The 20170-nt window shown below is 46.4% G+C and carries 16 protein-coding genes; 12 read left to right on the forward strand and 4 right to left on the reverse strand.

The window, feature by feature from the left end:
• Positions 1-83: 83 nt before the first annotated feature.
• Together IAQ59_RS10870 and IAQ59_RS10875 are read right to left on the reverse strand one after the other, a co-directional pair.
• Positions 84-1550, reverse strand: a complete 1467-nt coding sequence (locus tag IAQ59_RS10870; RefSeq protein WP_209330828.1) for a Gfo/Idh/MocA family protein — start codon at positions 1548-1550, stop codon at positions 84-86.
• Between the two features lie 115 nt (positions 1551-1665).
• Positions 1666-1980: an antibiotic biosynthesis monooxygenase family protein gene (locus IAQ59_RS10875; protein WP_209330829.1), complete on the reverse strand. Its 315-nt coding sequence runs from the start codon at positions 1978-1980 to the stop codon at positions 1666-1668.
• 340 nt (positions 1981-2320) lie between these two features.
• On the opposite strand from IAQ59_RS10875, the gene IAQ59_RS10880 reads away from it, so the two are divergent.
• The 3 genes from IAQ59_RS10880 (at position 2321) to IAQ59_RS10890 (ending at position 5689) form a co-directional block, all read left to right on the forward strand.
• Complete coding sequence (locus tag IAQ59_RS10880) at positions 2321-3034, forward strand: hypothetical protein (RefSeq protein WP_245189544.1); 714 nt, start codon at positions 2321-2323, stop codon at positions 3032-3034.
• A 224-nt stretch (positions 3035-3258) separates the two neighbouring features.
• Positions 3259-4896 carry a T9SS type A sorting domain-containing protein gene (locus tag IAQ59_RS10885; RefSeq protein ID WP_209330830.1) on the forward strand — a complete coding sequence of 546 codons (1638 nt, stop codon included), beginning with the start codon at positions 3259-3261 and terminating at the stop codon, positions 4894-4896.
• Between the two features lie 67 nt (positions 4897-4963).
• On the forward strand, positions 4964-5689 hold the full coding sequence (locus tag IAQ59_RS10890) for a hypothetical protein (protein ID WP_209330831.1): 726 nt from the start codon (positions 4964-4966) through the stop codon (positions 5687-5689).
• An 88-nt stretch (positions 5690-5777) separates the two neighbouring features.
• On the opposite strand, the gene IAQ59_RS10895 is transcribed toward IAQ59_RS10890, so the two are convergent.
• Positions 5778-6410 carry an NAD(P)H-dependent oxidoreductase gene (locus tag IAQ59_RS10895; protein WP_209330832.1) on the reverse strand — a complete coding sequence of 211 codons (633 nt, stop codon included), beginning with the start codon at positions 6408-6410 and terminating at the stop codon, positions 5778-5780.
• Positions 6411-6643: 233 nt separating this feature from the next.
• On the opposite strand from IAQ59_RS10895, the gene IAQ59_RS10900 reads away from it, so the two are divergent.
• The 5 genes from IAQ59_RS10900 to IAQ59_RS10920 all read left to right on the forward strand — a co-directional run bounded on the left by IAQ59_RS10900 (position 6644) and on the right by IAQ59_RS10920 (position 15393).
• Positions 6644-10549, forward strand: coding sequence for a DUF7149 domain-containing protein (locus IAQ59_RS10900; RefSeq protein WP_209330833.1), 3906 nt, complete (start codon positions 6644-6646; stop codon positions 10547-10549).
• A 79-nt stretch (positions 10550-10628) separates the two neighbouring features.
• On the forward strand, positions 10629-11162 hold the full coding sequence (locus IAQ59_RS10905) for a Crp/Fnr family transcriptional regulator (RefSeq protein ID WP_209330834.1): 534 nt from the start codon (positions 10629-10631) through the stop codon (positions 11160-11162).
• Between the two features lie 73 nt (positions 11163-11235).
• Positions 11236-12537 (forward strand): parallel beta-helix domain-containing protein, encoded by a 1302-nt coding sequence (locus IAQ59_RS10910; RefSeq protein ID WP_209330835.1) that lies wholly within the window; start codon positions 11236-11238, stop codon positions 12535-12537.
• 3 nt (positions 12538-12540) lie between these two features.
• Positions 12541-13668, forward strand: a complete 1128-nt coding sequence (locus IAQ59_RS10915; RefSeq protein WP_209330836.1) for an SO2930 family diheme c-type cytochrome — start codon at positions 12541-12543, stop codon at positions 13666-13668.
• 165 nt (positions 13669-13833) lie between these two features.
• Entirely contained in the window at positions 13834-15393 is a 1560-nt protein-coding gene (locus IAQ59_RS10920) for a sulfatase-like hydrolase/transferase (protein WP_209330837.1), read from the forward strand.
• Positions 15394-15497: 104 nt separating this feature from the next.
• Here IAQ59_RS10920 and IAQ59_RS10925 read toward each other — a convergent pair whose 3' ends face one another.
• Positions 15498-15893 (reverse strand): GreA/GreB family elongation factor, encoded by a 396-nt coding sequence (locus IAQ59_RS10925; RefSeq protein ID WP_209330838.1) that lies wholly within the window; start codon positions 15891-15893, stop codon positions 15498-15500.
• 413 nt (positions 15894-16306) lie between these two features.
• Here IAQ59_RS10925 and IAQ59_RS10930 point away from each other — a divergent pair, with 413 nt between their 5' ends.
• The 4 genes from IAQ59_RS10930 to IAQ59_RS10945 all read left to right on the forward strand — a co-directional run bounded on the left by IAQ59_RS10930 (position 16307) and on the right by IAQ59_RS10945 (position 20159).
• Positions 16307-17083: a hypothetical protein gene (locus IAQ59_RS10930; protein WP_209330839.1), complete on the forward strand. Its 777-nt coding sequence runs from the start codon at positions 16307-16309 to the stop codon at positions 17081-17083.
• A 30-nt stretch (positions 17084-17113) separates the two neighbouring features.
• Entirely contained in the window at positions 17114-17698 is a 585-nt protein-coding gene (locus tag IAQ59_RS10935) for a hypothetical protein (protein WP_209330840.1), read from the forward strand.
• Positions 17695-18438, forward strand: coding sequence for an ABC transporter ATP-binding protein (locus IAQ59_RS10940; protein ID WP_209330841.1), 744 nt, complete (start codon positions 17695-17697; stop codon positions 18436-18438). Before IAQ59_RS10935 ends, IAQ59_RS10940 begins: the two co-directional genes overlap by 4 nt.
• A 254-nt stretch (positions 18439-18692) precedes the next feature.
• The gene (locus IAQ59_RS10945; RefSeq protein ID WP_209330842.1) at positions 18693-20159 is read left to right on the forward strand and encodes an MBOAT family O-acyltransferase; all 1467 of its coding nucleotides are present in this window, start codon (positions 18693-18695) and stop codon (positions 20157-20159) included.
• Positions 20160-20170 lie beyond the last annotated feature (11 nt).

Genomic DNA, 20170 nt, shown 5'->3' on the forward strand with positions numbered 1-20170 from the left:
GGTATGTTTCCAAAAAAAGCCCCACGGGATACACGCATTTTTGCCGTATTCCATGGGGCCTCTACAGGTAAGTGGCTTAGGAATCAGATGTTAGCCAGTTCAAACCCTGCAGGGTAGGCTCGCTTCACAAATTCGTTGGCCGGATCAAAGTTGGTCACCTTCATGTTGGCACCATCCCAGAGGAGTTTGATATCCCTGCCGGGATAGTTGTATTTTCCATCTGCACGGGGCTCTCTGTAATCGTAGCTTCGAATGGCCAGATTGCCCATCAATACTGTTTCGGTCAGCGGCCCGGCAATGGAAAAAGGAGAGCTTAATTCTTGGAATTCCTTTGAACCATAGCCTGCGATGCATGCATTTACCCACTGTGCATAGTGTCCACCGATATTTCCGGACACTCTAGGGAGTGTTTCTTTCACGCTGATACTGTCATTCAGTGAAAGCGGCAGCAATCGGGGGTTTAATCCGTAGGTATCACACATCATTTTGCCCCGTGTACCTTCGATGATTACCCCGTTGCCTCCATCTCCCATTTGCTCGTTTGCTCCCAATTCGTCCGGGCGGCTGGGTTTGATGCCACCGTCCATCCAATGGAAGTCCAGTAGGGAACCGTTTGGTCTGCGGAATTTCAGGGTTATATGCGAAGAAGGCGGGCAGCTTTCTGGGAAATAGCCTCGGGTAAATTCCCCGACATATACGGATCCAACACTACATTCTGCTTCAATGGGATATCCCAGGTCCAAAATGCGGTAGGGAGGCTCCATGATGTGGCAGGCCATGTCACCTAATGCCCCTGTGCCGTAGTCCCACCATCCCCTCCAATTGAATGGGTGGATGTTTTCGGTAAAATCCTTTTTAGGAGCAGTTCCCAACCAAAGGTTCCAGTCCAGGTGTTTGGGGGCTTTTTTGGCGCTGGCTTTTGGCCATTCTACGCCCTGTGGCCATACGGGACGGTCTGTCCAGCACCAAACGCTTTTGGCTTCACCGATCAATCCGGCGGCGTACCACTCCCGCATTTTTCGGACACCGTCACCGGAAGCACCTTGGTTGCCCATTTGAGTGACCACTTTGTACTTTTCAGCCGCTTTTGTGAGGATGCGTGCTTCGTAGATGTCGTGGGTCAGCGGCTTTTGAACATACACGTGTTTGCCCAATTGCATCGCCGAAAGTGCCTGTACGGCGTGGTTGTGGTCTGCGGTAGAGACGGATACGGCATCAATGTTTTGGTGTTCTTTTTCGAGCATCTTGCGGTAGTCCCGGTAGTAAGCGGCCTTGGGATAGTCGGCTACACTTCGTGCAGCACGTTCGTCATCCACATCGCAGAGCGCTATGATTTCTGCATTTCCACTGTCATAGAAGGCTTTGATGTCTGAGTAGCCCTTGCCGCCCACGCCAATTCCGGCAATACGTAACTTGTCGCTGGGGGCCTTAAATCCGGGGCCTCCCAGTACGTGGCGGGGAACGATGTAAAAACCGGCTAACGCCGTGGCAGAAGTTTTCAGAAACATTCTGCGTGGATTTCCATTTTCGGGTAAACTGTTTTTCTCCATTTGTATCGACTGCGTGATGATAGACTGATTTTTAGTTTTCTAATGTAAAAAAATTATCCCTAAAAAATCAATACAAAATTGATCGCTTTTTGTGATCGTAGGATAAAGGGGGATTTTAGGGGAATTCGTAGGCTTTTTCAACCCGGCAAATGCGCACCGAGTAGTGCGCATACCATCTTTCTTTTCCGGTTTTTTGCGCCATTTTGTGGAGGCTTACCTCTTTCCAGGCGGCGATGGACTCCAAGCTATCCCAATAGCTTACGGTAATACCGAGTCCGTCTCGGGCAGACTCATGACCCAGATATCCCGGTTGTTTTACCACAAGTTCTTCCATGAGCTTGGCCATTTCGGAATATCCACTGTCATCAGGCCGCTTAACACTGGTGAAAATCACCGCATAGTAGGGAGGAGTAGGTGTTTGGGCAATCATGCCTAAAATTAGGCATTTTTTTCAGTTCCGATAAGCCGGTGGTTTCCATATTCGTCCTTACCCCAGTCTCCATTGATCAATGCCTTCGAGGATTTTTACAAACACAATCAAATTAGTTTAACAAAATATTCTAAATTAACATATTTAAATATTAAAATTAGATAAAATGACAATATAAATTAATATATTAAAATCGGTAAAGTATAAATAATATTAGTTGAATCATTGTAAATTTAAAAGAGACCTGTTATTAAAATACATTAAAAATATTTTTAAAAATAATTATATTAATTGATTAGGAAAACAATTTTCATTCATCTACTTTTCTAAAAAAAAGGAAATGATGAGGTGCTTTTTAATGGTTGTTTTTTTTACAGGTTTCTATGGTTTAGGTTTTGGTCAGGGAGGTGACACGATTCGTGCAGGCAGGCTTTTTCTAGATAAGAGGGGGTATAGTCTGGGGATAAATTCTCAGCTTGCGGTAGAGGGATTGTTCGACCAAAGTATATTTACCCCAATGGAGATTTTGTTAAGGAAAGGGGCAAAGAACAACCAGGCATTCCGGGTCCGGCTAAAAGGCCTATTGGCCAACACTGAAAGAAACGACGATCAGGAAAGGCGGAAAACCCATCAATCCCAGTTGGGCTTGGCGTTGGGGTACGAGTGGTACCTGCCTCTTGGTAACCGATTCGGCTATTATTATGGAGGGGAAGCTGAAATGGGAGTGAATAACAACAACGTTACCAGGTATTTTATCAATAGCACATCAATGGGGGATTTTTTTGTGAAACGAACAGACTTTGAAAAGACACGAAGAATCGGCGTATTGCCGTTGGCTGGTTTTACCTATAGACCATTGCCCTATTTATATGTTTCGCTTGAAATGCGGCTGGAAATTTTCTACGAGAAGCTCAAGTTTAATTCGGATTCGCTGATTGCCCCAATTGAAAACCCAAATAATTCCATGCCTGGTTCCTGGGGCAGATATAACATAGCAAACTGGAAATTGAATTTCCAGCCGTATTCGGGAATTTTTATTCACCTTAAATTTTAAATCTTATGAAAAAAATCTATTTACTGTTGTTGATGTTGTTGGTGTACCATTAATACAGCTATGCTCAATTATTTGTTTCCGGTCCCCAATTGGTTTGTCCCGGAGAGTCTATGGAATACACGACTGTCCATGCTACGTCGGGAAGTTGCACATATAGATGGACAGTGACAAATGGAGTTTTTACCGCTAATGGGAGTACAGTCATCGAAGGCCCCTGGGGGTTGATGCAATTTGTCAATGTTACTTGGAATAATGTACAGGCTACTTCAAGTGCCGCAGCGCCGAAAGGAACGCTTAAGGTTGAAAGGATTAACTGCGCAACTAACGGGGGAGATCCTCCATCCCACAGCTTGACTAATATTATCATCAAAACACTGAATAATGTTACACCAGGGTCGATATCCGGTCCAGTTGCAGTAAATAGAGGGGTGACCAATAACCTTAGTTATTCTATTCAACGGGTGGCTTTTCCAAATACAGGTGTACAGGGAGGACATCCTTCGACACTCTATGCGGACAGCTACCAGTGGATTATTCCTTCGGGTTGGAAAATAGGGACAACGACCAGCAATGGAACTACCCCAATCACCGGCCAAAGCCATTCCGTAACCGTGACTCCCCATTCTTGTGACGGTAATGGCGGAAAAATAAGGGTAAGGGCATTTAGCAATTGCGGCTCAGGCTATACAAGCAACTGGTCAAATGAAATTACTATTTCCAGACCTTTGCCCACTTTGACTTTTAACCAAGCGCCCCCCAGTTCCATTACGTGTGGTGTAACGACTCCCATTACAATTAGTGTTGCGGCGGTTCCAGGTGCTACAAGTTATAGCTGGACAAAACCTAATGGCTGGGGAGGCTCTAGTACTTCAAATACCATTACGTTGACCCCGAATGGAACAAACGGTGGCAATGTAACGGTGACAGCCAACTTATGTGGGACACAAACTTCCACCTTATCCACGGCCATCAATATAAATATATTCAATCCTTCCAACCCGCCCACGATCTCCGGAGCTAATTTGCTTTGCGTATCCAACTCAAGTTATTCATTACAAAACCTGCCGGCTGGAGCCACTGCCACATGGGCGGTAACACCAACCGGATTGTTTGGTGGTTCACTTAGCGGTTCGGGAACAACTGCGAGTATAAGAGCATTAAACAATTTCAGCACCAGTGGGCAAGGAAAAATCACTTTTACCATACAGACAAGTTGTGGCTCCTTTGAAGTGGAAAGGCAAATGTGGGTAGGTGTGCCGAATAGTGATCAAATATCAATCACGCCGAATTATCTTCCCATATGCCTGAATGAGCCTACATATTTAAATGCATATTATAATGGTGCTATGCCCGGCAACATGGAAAGTAACATCACCTATTATGAATGGATACCCCCATTTTCAGGATGTTACTCCACAGGTAATAAGAACCAGGTGTTGATTTGTAACTTCCAGCAGGATGGTTATCACACGCTTAGGGCCAGGGCGCAAAATGCCTGTGGCATCAGCGGATGGCATTGGATTTATCCATACGTTTATGGCTGCTATTACTATGCTGTAAGTATTAATCCAAATCCTGCGGATGATTTCATCAATATTGAGTTAGAGGAAGTTCCGTTAGAAACAAGCGATAAAGGATGGGAGAACCCTATAGATAAGCTGACTACTAAGAACTCTGAATTTACCTTCAACAAACTGGACTATGAGATAAAAATCTATGATCAGGTAGGTAACCTTGTGAAATCCGTTAAATCGGACCAAATGAAACAAGCTGTGGATGTGAGTAGTCTGAAAGCGGGCAGGTATTTTGTTCATATCGAGCACCCTGATGGCGTGATAAAAAGGCAAATATTAGTAGAGTAATTGAATTTGGTTGGGATTGTCGCAATAAGCAACCATCCCAACTTGATCTCTGTTTTGACAAAAGTATATGAAACCAACGATAATCATCACGCTTTTTGCCTTTTTGGGTTGTATCAAGGTGTTTTCCCAAAGTACTCCCGAACAGGTTTTAGCCCCCATTGCCCTCCCTGACACCTTGGGTAACTATGAACTGGGGATCAATACCTATTTTGCCTTTGACGGTTGGATGGATCAAAGCGGTAGGTCTCCTCTGGAGGTCATGCTGAAGCGAAAAATAAAAGCCAATCGGATGCTAAGGGTAAGGGTCTACGGCAATTTAAACAGATCAAACATGGTAGCTGGCACCATATTGGAGATGAGCCAGCATGCAAAATACGGCCTTGCCATCGGGCACGAATGGCTAAAATCCATCCACAGGAAATGGCAGTGGTATTATGGGCTGGAACTGGGAGGCAGCCGGGACCGCCGGCATATCCTTTATGAAAGGCCGCGCTGGAACGAGGCTACGGATATTACCTATTTGGAAAAAACGGATAACTACCACCACATGGACCGTCTGGCCCTGTCGCCCCTCGCGGGTATCCGGTTCTCCATCTCACCGCGGCTGCTGTTCAGCACGGAATTCCGTCTGGCCGGCTCGATCGGACGCCAACGAATTACCACGGAAGAATCCACAAAAATGCTGGATGAGGGAGCCAGGTACCAGCTGCAGTCAACCGCTGGGCATACCATAAGCGAAAACGGCATCCGGTTCCAGCCCTACACGGGAATATTTTTGAATTACCGCTTTTGATTGATGCTGTTTGACTTCCCAGCTTGAAAAAAAAGTCGGCCGGTACCAAACCGGCCGGAATGAGTACGGCGACTTTGTATGCCTTGGTTTAAATGCGTACCAGTAGTTCCTCCATGGGTCTTCTGACCTTTGGGGCATGTACCATGGGATCGGCCTGTTGGTCTCGGTAGCCCATTGCCAGCATGGTGGCGCTGCCGAGGCCAAGTTTTTCCAGTTGCAAGATGCTGTCTACCTCCTCGGGATTGAAGCCTTCCATGGGGGTGCTGTCCACGCGTTCTTCTGCTGCGGCAATCAGTGCCGAGCCTAGCCCGATATAGGCCTGCCGTGCCGCCCATTCAAACTGGTCTTTTTCAGACATGGAAGCAAAACGGTTGATCAATGACTGTTCATAACTAGCCAAGGAGCCTGCCGGTAGGTTCCGCTCCCGGTATACCTGCTCAAAGTAGGTGCGGATGCGTTGTTCGGAAATGGTTTTCCAAGCCGCAAATACGAGTAGGTGCGACCCCTCCACGATCTGTGGCTGGTTAAACGCCGCCTGTTGAATCTTCTTACGTACCTCCAAATCACTGACAAGCAGTAGTGTAAAAGGCTGTAGTCCGTTAGAAGTGGCCGTCAGCCGGACTGCTTCCAAGATGGTTTCCAATTTATCTTCGGGCACTTCGTTTCCGCTCATTCGCTTGGTGGCGTAGCGCCAGCGTAGGTTTTCAATAACTGTGTTCATTTCGTGTTGGTAAATTTAATGTATATACATTTAAAAAAGTGTAATTGTTCCCGAAAGTGGTAAAATGATTTTCCGGGAAGCAAGCCGGCAGGCACACTCTGACAAAGATCCGTGAATTCGAATGCAAGACAGGTTGGAACCGAAATGCGCAAAGCCTAAATTTAAGGTTTCAGGAAAGAAAAATCGTGATAAAACGTTAAATTGAGCAATCAAAAAAGAGATAAGGTTAGTAAATGTGGTTAAGTATACTGAAACCCAGACAGGCGCTGAACAAAGCCTTCTTAAAGGTAAAACCAAACCGTGCGGACATAGAACGGTTTAAGCGTGGCCTTATCCATTTGCTAGATACTACCAACGAGGTGGGTTCTGAGGAGTTCCATAAAAACCTCGTCATTGATTTTTTGAAGAAAACCTATTATGATCCGGATTACTTCATCAATACCAAGGAAAGAACCGACCTGGTCATCCACAATGGACCCAAGCCGCATAGCTCGGTGGGAGTCATTGTAGAAACGAAGAAGCCCACCAACAAAAGCGAAATGCCTCAGGTATTCGCAAATGCTTCTAGAAATACACAAGAAGGGGAGCAAATGGTGTCTGCTGATAAGCTAAATACCAAAGCCTTCCAGGAATTGGTATTGTACTACCTCCGTGAGCGGATCACGCATGGCAACTTGGCGGTAAAGCACCTTATCATCACCAATAGTTACGAATGGTTTATTTTTGACGCTGGCATATTCGACAGATACTTTGCCCAAAGCAAAGGCCTGGTCAGACAATTCAGTGACTTTGAAGCAGGGCGACTTGCGGATACGCGGACAGATTTTTTCTACAAGCAGATTGCGGAACCCTTTATCAACGGCATTGTCGAGGAAATCGAATTTACCTACTTTAACCTGCAGGAGTATCAGAAGCCTCTACGCAACGAGGACAAGGCGGACGACAACAAGCTGATTGCCCTGTATAAGTTGCTGTCACCCGAGCACCTGCTGAAGCTCCCCTTTGCCAATGACAGCAACAGCCTGGACAGACGCTTTTACAGCGAGTTGCTGCATATTATCGGCCTGACCGAAACCAAAGACGGCGGCAAGAAGCTGATTGGAAGGCACAAGGATGATGACCGTAGCACCGGGAGCTTATTGGAAAACACAATCCTCCGATTGGACAGCCTCGATAAGATCCGGTTCCTGGAGCGGCCTTCCCGGTTTGGGGTCACGTATCAAGAGCAGCTGTTCCATGTAGCCCTGGAGCTTGCCATCACGTGGATCAACCGTATTCTTTTTCTGAAGCTCTTGGAGGCACAGCTGATCAGCTACCATCGGGGGGATGCCTCCTATTCCTTTCTCAGCTTGGATAAAGTCAAAAACTACGACGACCTGAACAGTCTATTTTTTGACGTTTTGGCGAAGAAGTATGACGAGCGGAACATCGATGTCAAAAAAACTTTCGAGCGGGTTCCCTATCTTAATTCATCCCTCTTTGAGCCCACGGAAATCGAACATGCCGCCTTATTTATCAGCAACTTAAAAGACGACAAGACCATTCCCATCATTTCTACTACGGTGCTGAAAGATGGACAGGGAAGGAAGCGTTCCGGTACGATGCCGACCTTGGAGTACCTCTTTGAGTTCCTCAATGCCTATGATTTTAGCAGCGAAGGCTCCGAAGATATTCAAGAAGAAAACAAAACCTTGATCAACGCATCTGTGTTGGGACTGATCTTTGAAAAGATCAACGGCTATAAAGACGGTTCCATCTTCACTCCCGGATTTATCACCATGCACATGTCCCGGGAAACCATCCGAAGAGCGGTGGTTCAAAAATTCAACGAAGCCAAAGGGTGGCGCTGCAAGTCCTTTGAAGAGCTGAAGGAGGACATCCAAGAGGAAATAAAAGCTGGTGATAGAAGGGAACTGAGAAAAATCGCCAACCGGATCATCAACAGCCTGCGCATCGTAGACCCGGCCGTGGGTTCGGGCCATTTCTTGGTGTCTGTACTGAACGAACTGATAACCATCAAAAGCGAACTGAGGATCCTCGTCGACGCTAACGGGGAGCCACTCAGCCACTACACGGTAGAAGTAGCCAACGATGAACTGGTGGTCAGCGACGAAGATGGTGCCATCTTTCAATATAATCCCAAAAACAAAGAAAGCCAACGTATGCAGGAAGCACTTTTCCATGAAAAGCAGGCCCTGATCGAAAACTGCCTGTTCGGCGTAGACATAAATCCCAACTCAGTAAAAATCTGTAGGCTGCGGTTGTGGATAGAATTATTGAAAAATGCCTACTACAAAAGCCCTACCGAGCTGGAAACACTGCCCAATATCGATATCAACATCAAATGCGGCAATTCCCTGGTGAGTCGCTTTGCCCTCGATGCTGACCTGAGGCAAGCATTGAAGAAGAGTAAGTGGACGATAGATGCCTACCGGATCGCCGTAGACACCTACCGGAATGCCCAAAACAAGGAACAGAAACGGGAGATGGAGCGGCTGATCGCCGACATCAAATCGGATTTCCGCAGCGAGATCGCCAAAAACGACCCCAAAATCAAGCGAAAAGCCCAGCTGGCCGGCGAACTGTACAACCTGACCATGCAGCAGGGGCTATTCGAAGAGAGCGCAAAGGAGAAAAAGGAACGCAACGGCAGAGTGGCCAAGCTGGAAGAGACCCTCAACAAACTCGAAACGGAAATCGAGGAAATAAAAGCCAATAAGATCTATGAAAATGCCTTCGAATGGCGGGTTGAGTTCCCGGAGGTGCTCAACGACGAGGGGGATTTTGTGGGGTTTGATGTGGTGATTGGTAATCCGCCCTATATCAGGCAGGAAGAGTTTTCTGCATTGAAGCCCTATTTACAAACTGCCTTCAAAACCTTTCTAGGCACGGCTGATCTATACGTCTACTTTGTAGAGCTGGGTATGAACCTGCTAAAAAGGTCAGGCAATTTCATTTTCATCATTCCCAATAAATGGCTGAGGGCTTCTTATGGAAAGGCGCTCCGAAGCTATGTCAAGACCTTTGAGGTTCAGGAATTATTGGACTTTGGAGATTTGCCGGTTTTTGAAGAAGCGACTACCTATCCGTTAATTATGGGGCTGGGGAAAGGCAAGCCATCCCAAAAGTTCACTGCTGTTAACCTGGACACATTGGACTTCCCTAGGGGAATGGATAGGTATCTGCGCGACAACCGGATTGAGGTGCTGGTGGAAGGACTTGCCGCAGATGGCTGGACTCTGACAGACAGGAAGTCTCAGGAATTGCTTCTCAAGTTAAAGTCCAAAGGGGTTCCATTATCAGAGTATGTAAACGGAAAGATCTACAGAGGGATTCTTACGGGTTTAAACGAAGCCTTTGTCATCGATCAGGCGACCCGGGAGCGATTGATCGTCGAAGATCCAAGAAGCGAAGAGGTGATCAAGCCGTTTTTGGCGGGAAGGGACATCAAGCGGTACCAATCGCCCGATCCGGAAAAATACCTGATCCTTTTTCCAAAAGGATTTACCATCAAAAGAAATTTGCCCGATGGTGATCCGAATAAGATAAACCAAGTTAATGAGCCACCAAGATATGGGTATATGGAGTATGACCCGGCTTGGGAATGGCTCCGAAGAAATTACCCGGCCATCGCAAAACACCTTAAGCCATTTGAGCAGGCAGCAAAAAGGCGCACGGACAAAGGGGATTTTTGGTGGGAGTTAAGGGCTTGTGACTACTATGACCAGTTTGAGCAAGAAAAGATCATGCTTCCGGATATTTCGATCAAAGCGGAGGCTTTGTTGGACCGAAATGGCATGTACTGCGTCAATACAGCCTATATAATCCCAAAAGCGGATACGTTTTTATTGGCCCTGCTCAATTCTTCACTCGTCCACTTTTTCTATGCCAATCTCACGTCTACCATCCGAGGTGGTTATTTGAGGTTTATCCGGCAATATTTGGCCCAGATACCAGTAATTGATCCACCCTCCCAAGTTCGGGAGAAAATAGAACAACTTGTTTCGAGTATCATTGAAACAAAGAGAATATCCCCGGTAGAAAACACCTCCCCAATTGAATCCGAAGTAGATCAACTGGTTTACCAGCTTTACGGGTTGACGGAGGAGGAAATCAAGCTCGTTGAGGGCAATGGCTAAATTCCATCGTTATCGGTTAACTAATTGAAGTAAACAAAAAGCAGCTACTATCGAAAAACTAAAGACCATATTGCAGCAGATGGGATCAATCCCGGATAGGGAGTTTGACCGGTTTATGGGATTGGGAGAAGTCGCGTTCCGGCCTAAGGGAAGCCGGCTATTGGTGCCTGGGGCACGGTGCGATTGGCTGTTTTTCTTTGATTCGGGGATGGCGAGGAGCTTCTACCTGCGGGAAGGGAAGGACGTCACTGTGAGCTTTACCCGACCGGGAGAATTCGTTACTTCCATGGCCAGTTTTATCACCGGCAAGCCCAGTTACGAGGGATTGGAGGTCATTACCGATGCCCATGTATGGATGATTAAGCGGGAATCGCTTATGGAACTGGTCCGAAAGGAGCTTTTTTGGGCAGAGGTATACCGAAAGTCCCTGGAGGAGTATTACGTGAGAATAGAGGAAGCCGCTATTTTTTCCAAATTCAAGCCGGCCCGGGAGCGGTATGAGGAATTGCTGAGGGAAAGTCCCGAGATTGTACAGTCCGCCTCCATTGGACACATCGCTTCCTATTTAGGGATCAGCATCGAGACCTTGAGCCGGATCCGCGGATCCAGGTGATTTTTTTGACATTTGTCAAACGGTGCTGACTGCTTTTCTCCTTATTTTTGAGCAGTTTAAATCCTGACCACTTATGAAATTTGCTCGATTTGCTTTTTTGCCAATGCTTTTGTTGGCAATCGGACTCCACCTGGCTTCTTGTCAATCCAGCAGTTCGGAAATGACCTTTGATTCGAGTAAGCTTCGCCGGGCAACGGCCCAGGAGGTAGAAAAAGTAATCGAAGCTTTTATCCTGGCAGAAGATGGCGCGGTGATCGAGATTCCCGCGGGGTTTTACGAGCTGAAGACACAGCTTATCATTGAAAGGAAGAAGAATGTACGGATTACAGGAGCCGGCATGGCCGAGACAGTGCTTTCATTTCGAAACCTGCGCACAGGGGGTGAGGGAGTAAAGTTGGTAGGTGACAATATCTCGATCGAAGACCTGAGTATCGAAGATGCCCCGGGAGACGGGGTAAAGGCGCAGCACTGCGATGGAATCACTTTCCGCCGGGTAAACGTCACCTGGACCAACGGCGATAAGTCGAAAAACGGCACCTATGCGATCTATCCGGTACAGTGTAGAAATGTACTCATCGATGGATGCATTGCTTCCCATTCGAAGGACGCGGGCATCTATGTAGGGCAATCGGAAAACATCATCGTCAAGAATTCCCTGGCCTTCGGTAATGTGGCCGGGATAGAAATTGAAAATTCCGACAATGCGGAGGTGTTTGGAAACACCGCACGGGACAATTCCGGCGGGATACTGGTCTTCAACCTGCCCGGACTGCCCAAAGCGGAGGGCCGCGGTACCAGGATCTACGACAACGATATCGTATCGAACAACCACGTCAATTTTGCGGTACCCATGGGGGAGGGACCCAATGGGAACACGGTCACGATGATTCCTCCGGGTTCGGGCGTGATTCTTTTGGCGGCCAAGGAAGTGGAAATTTTCAATAATCGAATCCATAAAAACAAAACGGTAGGCGTGGCCATTACCAACTACCACGTTACCGGTTTTCCTACTGAGGCACCCAATTGGTCTCCTTACACCTCCGGTGTATATATACACGAAAACGATTACAAGCGGACTTGGAAGGTTTCGGATTTTAGCAAGGAGTTCGGACAACTCATCACCATGTACAATGCCCACGGAATAGGGAAATCGCAGGACATCATATACGATGGTTTTTGGGACAAGAGCTTGGCCTCGGATTGGACATCCAATCCCATGCAGATATGTATTCAAGAGCGATTGAGGCCGGATCTGAGGTTTACCCGTTTTGACCTGTATGAGGGAGAGGATGCCATCAAGGCTTTCAAAGACTACGGTAATTTTGACTGTCAACTTCGCGTGCACACCGATGTAAGCGCAATATCCACCCGATAAGTTATGCGAACATTGCCGATTCTTTTGACCCTCTTGGTAATGGCCCTGTCAGCCTGTAGCCGTTCGGAAAACATACCTGAGGATACACCCGAGGATGTAGTGGCTTATGGGGACTGGGAGGCCCCCGAGGTGGACATGCAGAACTTGGATTTTGGTGCCATCCCATTTCCCAATCTTTCTGACTATGGGCTGTTTACCGGCAAAATCCGGGAGTTTCACGCAGCGGACAGGGTGATTGGCTACGAGCCTGTTTCGGCGCTTTTTACCGACTATGCGTTGAAATCCCGGTTTATCTGGATGCCGGAAGGTACCCGTGCCACCGTGTTGGATGATGAAGAGGGGACCATGGATTTTCCGGACCAAACCATCATTGTTAAAAATTTCTATTATCCGGCCGATTTCCGGGCACCCACTAAGGCTATTCGTATCTTGGAAACCCGGCTGATGATCAAACGGGCCGGGGTATGGGAAGCCTTTCCCTACGTGTGGGATACCGATCAGACCGATGCGGTGTATAAGGTGGTAGGGGCTGAGATTCCCGTAAAGTGGACAGACCTGACGGGGGAAGATCAGGTGATCAACTACATCGTGCCCAACAAAGCCCAATGCAAGAGCTGCCATAACGTGGGCGAAGAAATGCAGCCCATCGGCGTGAAGGCCAAGTACCTCAATTTTAGCAAGGGTGGGCAAGAGGCCGAAAATCAGCTCCGCATGTGGGAAGGACACGGATTTATCCCTCCATTTGATAACCTGGAGGCATTTCCCAAAATGGCCGCCTATGAGGATGAAAAGGAGGCACTGGATGCCAGGGCGAGAGCTTATTTGGATATCAACTGTGCGCATTGCCACCGCGCGGAGGGGCCGGCCAGCACGTCAGGACTTTTTTTGACCTATGAGGAAAAAGACCCCATGAAGCTAGGGATTTTCAAAACACCGGTAGCAGCTGGTTTTGGAGCGGGTTCGTTTACGTATGACATCCTGCCCGGAAACTCCGCAGAGTCCATATTGACCTATCGCATGGGAACCAATCAGGTAGGTGCGGCTATGCCGGAGATCGGACGCGTGAGTGTGCACGCAGAAGGCTTGGCTTTGATCAAAGCTTGGATTGATTCGCTTTCTGAAAATCCGTAGAGTTGATAAAAAACTGTGCGGTTTAACCTATTTTTCCGGCATTCTTTGTGATTATCCGAGGATAGCAACCTAATATTACCGGTTAGGGTAAGGGAATTTGACGGAAACCCGACTGCTTTTTCTTATCCAGGCCGATATCTCCGTTTAGACGAAAACCATATACACATGCAACATAGTTTTATATCGATCAACTCCCTACTGGGGCTGGCAATATTAGCAGGGTCTGTACTCTCGGCCTGTGGGGGGCAGGAAAAAAGCGATTTGTCTACCAAGCCCAATGTCGTGGTAATTTATACGGATGATATTGGGTACGGTGACATAGGCGTTTATGGAGGATTGATCCCCACGCCGCATATCGATCGATTGGCAAAAGAAGGTTTGCTGATGGAAAATGCCTATGCTACTGCTGCGACTTGTACGCCTTCCCGGTATTCCATGCTGACCGGAGAGTACGCATGGAGAGCCCAGGGAAGAGGCGTAGCCCCCGGGGATGCCTCCGCGCTCATTCGCAAGGGCAGGGAAACCTGGCCTGCCATAATGCAGCGGGCAGGATACCGTACGGCAGTGGTGGGTAAATGGCACTTGGGGCTGGGTGGCGACGATGGTCCGGAATGGAATGGCGAGATCAGTCATGGCCCTTTGGACATTGGGTTTGATTATTCCTTTATCATTCCATCCACGGGAGACCGGGTGCCAACGGTATACGTAGAAAATAGAAGTGTTTTAAATTTGGATCCACAGGATCCCATAGAAGTAAATTACCGGGAAAAGGTGGGGGACAGACCAACAGGCCTAGATCATCCCGAGTTCCTAAAAATGATGTGGTCTCACGGCCATAACCATACCATCATCAATGGAATCAGCCGCATGGGGTATATGGCAGGAGGGGAGTCTGCCCTTTGGAGGGACGAAGATTTTGCGGACATTTTTGTGGATAAGTCGGTCCGTTTCATGGAGGAATCAGGAGACGCGCCCTTTTTTCTTTTCTTAGCTACCCACGATATCCATGTTCCCCGGATGCCCCATGAGCGGTTTCAGGGCAAATCCGGCTATGGATTTCGAGGCGATGCGCTGCTGCAATTGGACTGGACGGTCGGTGAGGTGCTGAGGTTCTTGGATGATAAGGGACTTGCCGAAAACACCATCGTAATCTTTACCAGTGACAACGGCCCCGTCCTAAATGATGGCTACAAGGATGAGGCAGAAGAGCTCATAGGAGATCACAAGCCTTGGGCCAATTTGAGGGGAGGAAAATACAGTACCTACGAGGCAGGTACCAAGGTCCCCATGTTGGTAAGATGGCCTAAAGGAATTCCCTCAGGGACGGTTAGTCCGGCCTTATTTTCACAGTTGGATTTGATGGGATCGTTTGCGGGATTTTTTGAAGAGCCATTCGATCAGGTTCAGGCAGCCGATACGGGAAATAACTGGGAGGCGTTTATTGGACGGGACAAGGAGGGAAGAACCGGATTGGTTCAAGAGGCAATACAAGGTGTTCTCAGTTACGTCAGTCGGGACGGCTATAAATTCATTCCTGCGCACCAAGGTCCTGAACTGGTGCCTTGGGGTACCGGGATCAGCACGGGATTCTTGCCCAAAGACCAATTGTTTTATTTGCCCGATGATCCAGGTGAGAGCGTGAACCTTGCAGATGCCCAACCGGAAAAGTTGGAAGAAATGAAAACCTTGCTCGCTGCCGTACGAAACCCGGAAACAAGAAAGTAGTTGGACTGTACGGTGAAAAAGGTATCGTTGTCAACGTAATCCGTTCGATGTAGACCCCTCAAACGAAAATTCCCTTTCACCCAAGGTTGGGGAAAGGGAATTTTCTATTGTACGGGTTCGGTATTAGGTGAAGTTACTTTTTCGATGATAAAGGTTCTTTTTCCTGCGGGCAATTGCCATTCGAACTCCTTGCCTTTCTGAAAGCCGATCAGGGCTACACCCAGTGGAGAAAGAATGGAAACACGCTGCTCCTGCAGGTTAGCCTCGCCGGGCAGGGTAAGTGTCAGACAAAGTTGCCGCTTGGAGGTAATTTCCCGCACTTCAAAGTAGGAGCCTAGCTGAATGACGTTCTGGCCGATTTTGTCGTCCTCGACGATTTTGGCTCTGCGCAATTCGCTCTGAAGCGTCCCCACTTCCTTGGTCCGCTGGGTAGGGTGGATGCCTTCGATCAACGCTTTGATCGTTTCATAGTCGCTTTTTTTTAAGATAGGTATCATCATGATGTATGGAATGTTTAAAATAATGTATGGATATGACCATTGCTAGGCGGATGCAAATGCGTGCAAGTAGGAGTTTTCCCCTGCTTCGTAGGTACTAATTAAGGTGAGAGCAGGGGGTTAAATTACAAAGGCTTTTTGGTGGGTATGGAATAGGCATACCTTTTTCAGTACCGGTTTGCCGGACGAAAAAATCTTATTTGCGGTATCGTAAAGTCCTTTCCTCACGTGAGTTAAACGCCTGCTGTAGTTGAGACTATAAAGAAAGGAAAAGTTAGTCATAAAAGTTCATATTTGACAGGAATATGTTGTGCTCGTTGATTAAATCGGAATAGCCTGTACCGTGGGCTCTTGTTTTCAAGGTCATTCGTGCAGGAATTTTTTTGTTAAATCCGTCTCACTGAAATTTTTTTTCAGTGAGCCAGCGTATTTTGGGGTTTTATATTCCGCTGGAAATGATCCACCCTCTCTATACTTATACAGTCAAGCAGCTTATCAGCATGCAGCTCTCGCTGCCCACCAAACTTTCGGTTTTTGGTTGGGTGGTACCTTTTATACTTCCCTTCTCGCTTATCGTCGCGTTTTTTCTCTATCGTCTTTGGGAAGATTTTAGCTACCTGTACTTTTATTCAGCCTTTCTGATTTGTTTGGTGTTGTTTAGTATGGCAAAATTCCATGGCCATGCCTATTTGGATCCCATTCACCTGTTTCCACAAGGTGTGGACCCGATCAAACGGAGGTTCCTGGTATTGTTGACAGGTCTAGGTGGCCTCGGTATGTTTCTGTTGGTTTTTTTTGGCGTGATCTTGGGTATTCACGCTGTACATCCGGTGCGTGATGTTTCAATGCTGATTCTTTTTTATGCAGCGTTTATAGCTTGCGATACCGCTATGCTGGAGACCAGTTTGCGGATTAAGTGGATACGGATAATTTATCGGTATGTCTATTTTTTTTTCCTCCCATTTTGCTTTGCCACTACCCGGTTTTTTCCTTTTAATTTTGATGACAGTGTTGCGCAGGCTGCCTTGCAACAGCGTGCAGATGCTTGGTATCTGGAGAACTATGGTCTCTTGATCGGAGGCACTGCGTTTGTTTTAGCCTTTGGAATTTTTTCGTTTCTTGTCCTTGGCAGTATTTCCCAAACCCGAAAACCCTTTATCAGGGAATTCAATGATCTCAACCAATTTTTTTAGGAGGCAATGATGTTTAGAATGTTATCGGCCATGAGTATTTCAGAGGGATTTCTACTGAAGTCACTATTGGCCGGATTGGTGGCGGTGCCATTTTACTTTTATAACCCCTTTGTTCCGGTGATTGTGCTGCTTGGACTAATGATGAAAGCAATCCTGGAGGCATATTTCCCTACGGAGGGAGTGTATGTGAACTATCGTCTATACGGAAGCAATTTTTTGGGTATCGTACGTCAGCTGGATGCTTTGGTGTTTATGGTACTCAATGGGTTGAATTTCATGGGTGTGATCGTACTCCTTGTCCTGAACCCCGCATTTTCCTTAGGGATGGTTTTTCCCCAGACGGTGTTCTTTAATGGAGTAATGCTTTGGATTCTGATTTATACGCAAACATTGGCTGTGTATAGTTTTTACACTGGACGGCCCGAGGTGCTTCGAAGTGTTTGGGTGCTTTTGGCAGGGGTGTTAGTGATGTGTTTGGGGTGTTTATTCTGGTTGTGGGTCGGTTTTGAACAGGTAGGCAGATGCTTGATCCTAGGGTTGGCGCTCCTTAGCTTTTGGTATTTTCTGCCCATGCAACTGGCAGCTCATATGAACAAAATAAATGGTGGACTATGATATCGGTGAGAAAACTTTATAAAAATTTCGGAAAGCAAAAGGTGTTGGAAGGGGTAGACCTTAATTTATCCCCGGGAGATGTAATGGCACTGGTAGGAAAGAACGGATGCGGAAAGAGTACCTTGATACAGGCGATTGCCGGCTTGATTCCGGTAGATGGAGGGGCAGTATTCATCGATGATGTGCCCACGGGTATTCGATATCATAGCGTTTTAAGACGGGTAGGCTTTGCCTTTGACCAACCGATTTATGTGGAGGGGTTCAGTGGGGGGAAGTACCTGGAATTTGTAGGCAGGCTATATGGATTGGATAAGCCCGAAAGTCAGCGAAGGGCCACGGAACTGTTAGAGTTTTTTGATTTGCCCACCGGCCGCAAGAAAATTGCCGATTATTCCAAGGGCATGAAAAGGAAGGTTTCCTTTGCCGCTGCCTTAATTCATAAACCCAGATACCTAATACTGGACGAACCCTTTGACGGGATGGATGCGGCGACCGTGTTAAAGGCCAGTGAGCAGCTACGCGAACTTGCTGTGCAGGGAACGGGTGTTTTGTTGGTCACCCATCACAACAGCCTTATTAGGGATCTTGCCACAACAGTATCAACAATGGAGCAAGGTAGAATCAGTCAGGTTCGGCCTTTAGAAGTTTGGTGGCAGGAGCTTCCTTCCCTTTTGCGAAGCAATACGAAATCTACGGGAAGACATGGGGTTCCCTCTTCTGACAGTTGCTACTTGCCTTGATATTATGGATGAAATGAATGATTAAAAAAAGTGTTCCATGTTTGATATAATGGATGTTTCGTACCTTTTAGAAGGTATGACTAAGAAAAAGATCGATTTGGTATAGAAGGGACAGTTAAACGACTTTGCCATAAAAAGAGGAAATAGCGACCTAGATGAAATTTGCGCCATCTAGATTAAAAACATTTCAATTCGTTGGTTTTTCAAAGCTAAAAAAATACTTTTGGGTTCACTAATTCCATCCATTATTCATCATGTTGTTTAATTCTATCGAGTTTGGTTTTTTTCTACCGATCGTTTTTTTGGTCTATTGGTTTTTGTTGGGCCGAGACTACAGGCATCAAAACATCTTTCTTCTTTTAGCGAGCTATTTTTTTTATGGCTGGTGGGATTATCGGTTTTTAGGTTTATTGGCTTTCAGTTCGTTAGCGGATTTTTTTATCGGCATGGCAATGTCGAAAATGGGAAATGCACTGTATAAGAAAATCCTGCTTTCTATTAGTTTAATTACTAATTTGGGTATTCTTTGGTTTTTTAAATACTACAATTTTTTTGTCGAGAGCTTTTCTGCGGCGTTCACTTTTATGGGGGCGCCTATTGGTGTAGATCGTCTTAACATCATCTTGCCATTGGGGATTAGTTTCTACACATTTCAAACACTCAGCTATTCAATCGATATCTATAGAGGCAAGATTGAACCGGTTAAGTCGATTTCAGAGTTTTTTGTTTTCGTATCCTTTTTTCCCCAGATGGTTGCAGGCCCAATAGAACGTGCCTCCAATCTACTTCCGCAATTTATGAAGCCCAGAAAATTTGATTACGCAAAGGCAGCAGACGGGATGAGGCAAATACTCTGGGGCTTATTTAAAAAGATTGTGATTGCGGATAATTGTGCAGTTTACGTGAATGATATTTTTAGCAGTCCCGGAGATTATCAGGGTAGCACATTATTTCTGGGGGCGATTTTATTTGCGGTGCAGATATATGGAGATTTCTCTGGTTATTCTGATGTTGCGATTGGAGTAGCTCGACTTTTTGGATTCAGTCTGATGAGAAATTTTGCTTTTCCTTATTTTTCACGTGATATCGCCGAATTTTGGAGAAGGTGGCACATCTCCCTCACGACATGGTTTAGGGATTATCTATACATCCCTTTGGGAGGTAGTTATGGGTCAACGTTGATGAAAGTAAGAAATGTATTTATAATATTTATTGTTAGCGGGATATGGCATGGGGCTAATTGGACTTTTGTAGTTTGGGGGGCACTCAATGCTGTTTATTTTCTTCCTTTACTGCTTACTTCGGTTCATCGAAGTAATGTTGATATAGTCGCTAAGGGCAAATACCTACCCAGTCTAATTGATTTAGGTCGTATGATGCTTACTTTCTTTTTGACGATTATTGCATGGGTGTTCTTTAGAGCCGAAAGTTTATCAGGTGCATTGGATTACTTGGGTATCATGTTTAGCGATTCTCTGTTCCGATCTCCTATTCAGGATTTTTGGAGCATGAATACCGGTAACCACCTCATTTATTTGTTTGTTTTTATCGTGTTTTTTATCCTCTTGGAATGGTTTCAACGCGAAAAGGAACATGCGCTCGAATTCTCGCAAACAACAAGGGTGCCTGTTTACCTTCGTTGGTCAATGTACTATGGGGTAGTTATAGCCTGTTTTATGATGAATGGCGTTGAAAAAGATTTTATTTATTTCCAGTTTTAAGGCAGGTGTTT

This window comes from Lunatimonas salinarum, assembly GCF_017811155.1.
Lineage (GTDB): Bacteria > Bacteroidota > Bacteroidia > Cytophagales > Cyclobacteriaceae > Lunatimonas > Lunatimonas salinarum.

Bases quoted from the DNA above. Each gene is read 5' to 3' on its own strand.
- IAQ59_RS10870 (WP_209330828.1), bottom strand. From the start codon at position 1,550: ATGGAGAAAAACAGTTTACCCGAAAATGGAAATCCACGCAGAATGTTT.
- IAQ59_RS10875 (WP_209330829.1), bottom strand. From the start codon at position 1,980: ATGATTGCCCAAACACCTACTCCTCCCTACTATGCGGTGATTTTCACC.
- IAQ59_RS10880 (WP_245189544.1), top strand. From the start codon at position 2,321: ATGATGAGGTGCTTTTTAATGGTTGTTTTTTTTACAGGTTTCTATGGT.
- IAQ59_RS10885 (WP_209330830.1), top strand. From the start codon at position 3,259: ATGCAATTTGTCAATGTTACTTGGAATAATGTACAGGCTACTTCAAGT.
- IAQ59_RS10890 (WP_209330831.1), top strand. From the start codon at position 4,964: ATGAAACCAACGATAATCATCACGCTTTTTGCCTTTTTGGGTTGTATC.
- IAQ59_RS10895 (WP_209330832.1), bottom strand. From the start codon at position 6,410: ATGAACACAGTTATTGAAAACCTACGCTGGCGCTACGCCACCAAGCGA.
- IAQ59_RS10900 (WP_209330833.1), top strand. From the start codon at position 6,644: ATGTGGTTAAGTATACTGAAACCCAGACAGGCGCTGAACAAAGCCTTC.
- IAQ59_RS10905 (WP_209330834.1), top strand. From the start codon at position 10,629: ATGGGATCAATCCCGGATAGGGAGTTTGACCGGTTTATGGGATTGGGA.
- IAQ59_RS10910 (WP_209330835.1), top strand. From the start codon at position 11,236: ATGAAATTTGCTCGATTTGCTTTTTTGCCAATGCTTTTGTTGGCAATC.
- IAQ59_RS10915 (WP_209330836.1), top strand. From the start codon at position 12,541: ATGCGAACATTGCCGATTCTTTTGACCCTCTTGGTAATGGCCCTGTCA.
- IAQ59_RS10920 (WP_209330837.1), top strand. From the start codon at position 13,834: ATGCAACATAGTTTTATATCGATCAACTCCCTACTGGGGCTGGCAATA.
- IAQ59_RS10925 (WP_209330838.1), bottom strand. From the start codon at position 15,893: ATGATGATACCTATCTTAAAAAAAAGCGACTATGAAACGATCAAAGCG.
- IAQ59_RS10935 (WP_209330840.1), top strand. From the start codon at position 17,114: ATGAGTATTTCAGAGGGATTTCTACTGAAGTCACTATTGGCCGGATTG.
- IAQ59_RS10940 (WP_209330841.1), top strand. From the start codon at position 17,695: ATGATATCGGTGAGAAAACTTTATAAAAATTTCGGAAAGCAAAAGGTG.
- IAQ59_RS10945 (WP_209330842.1), top strand. From the start codon at position 18,693: ATGTTGTTTAATTCTATCGAGTTTGGTTTTTTTCTACCGATCGTTTTT.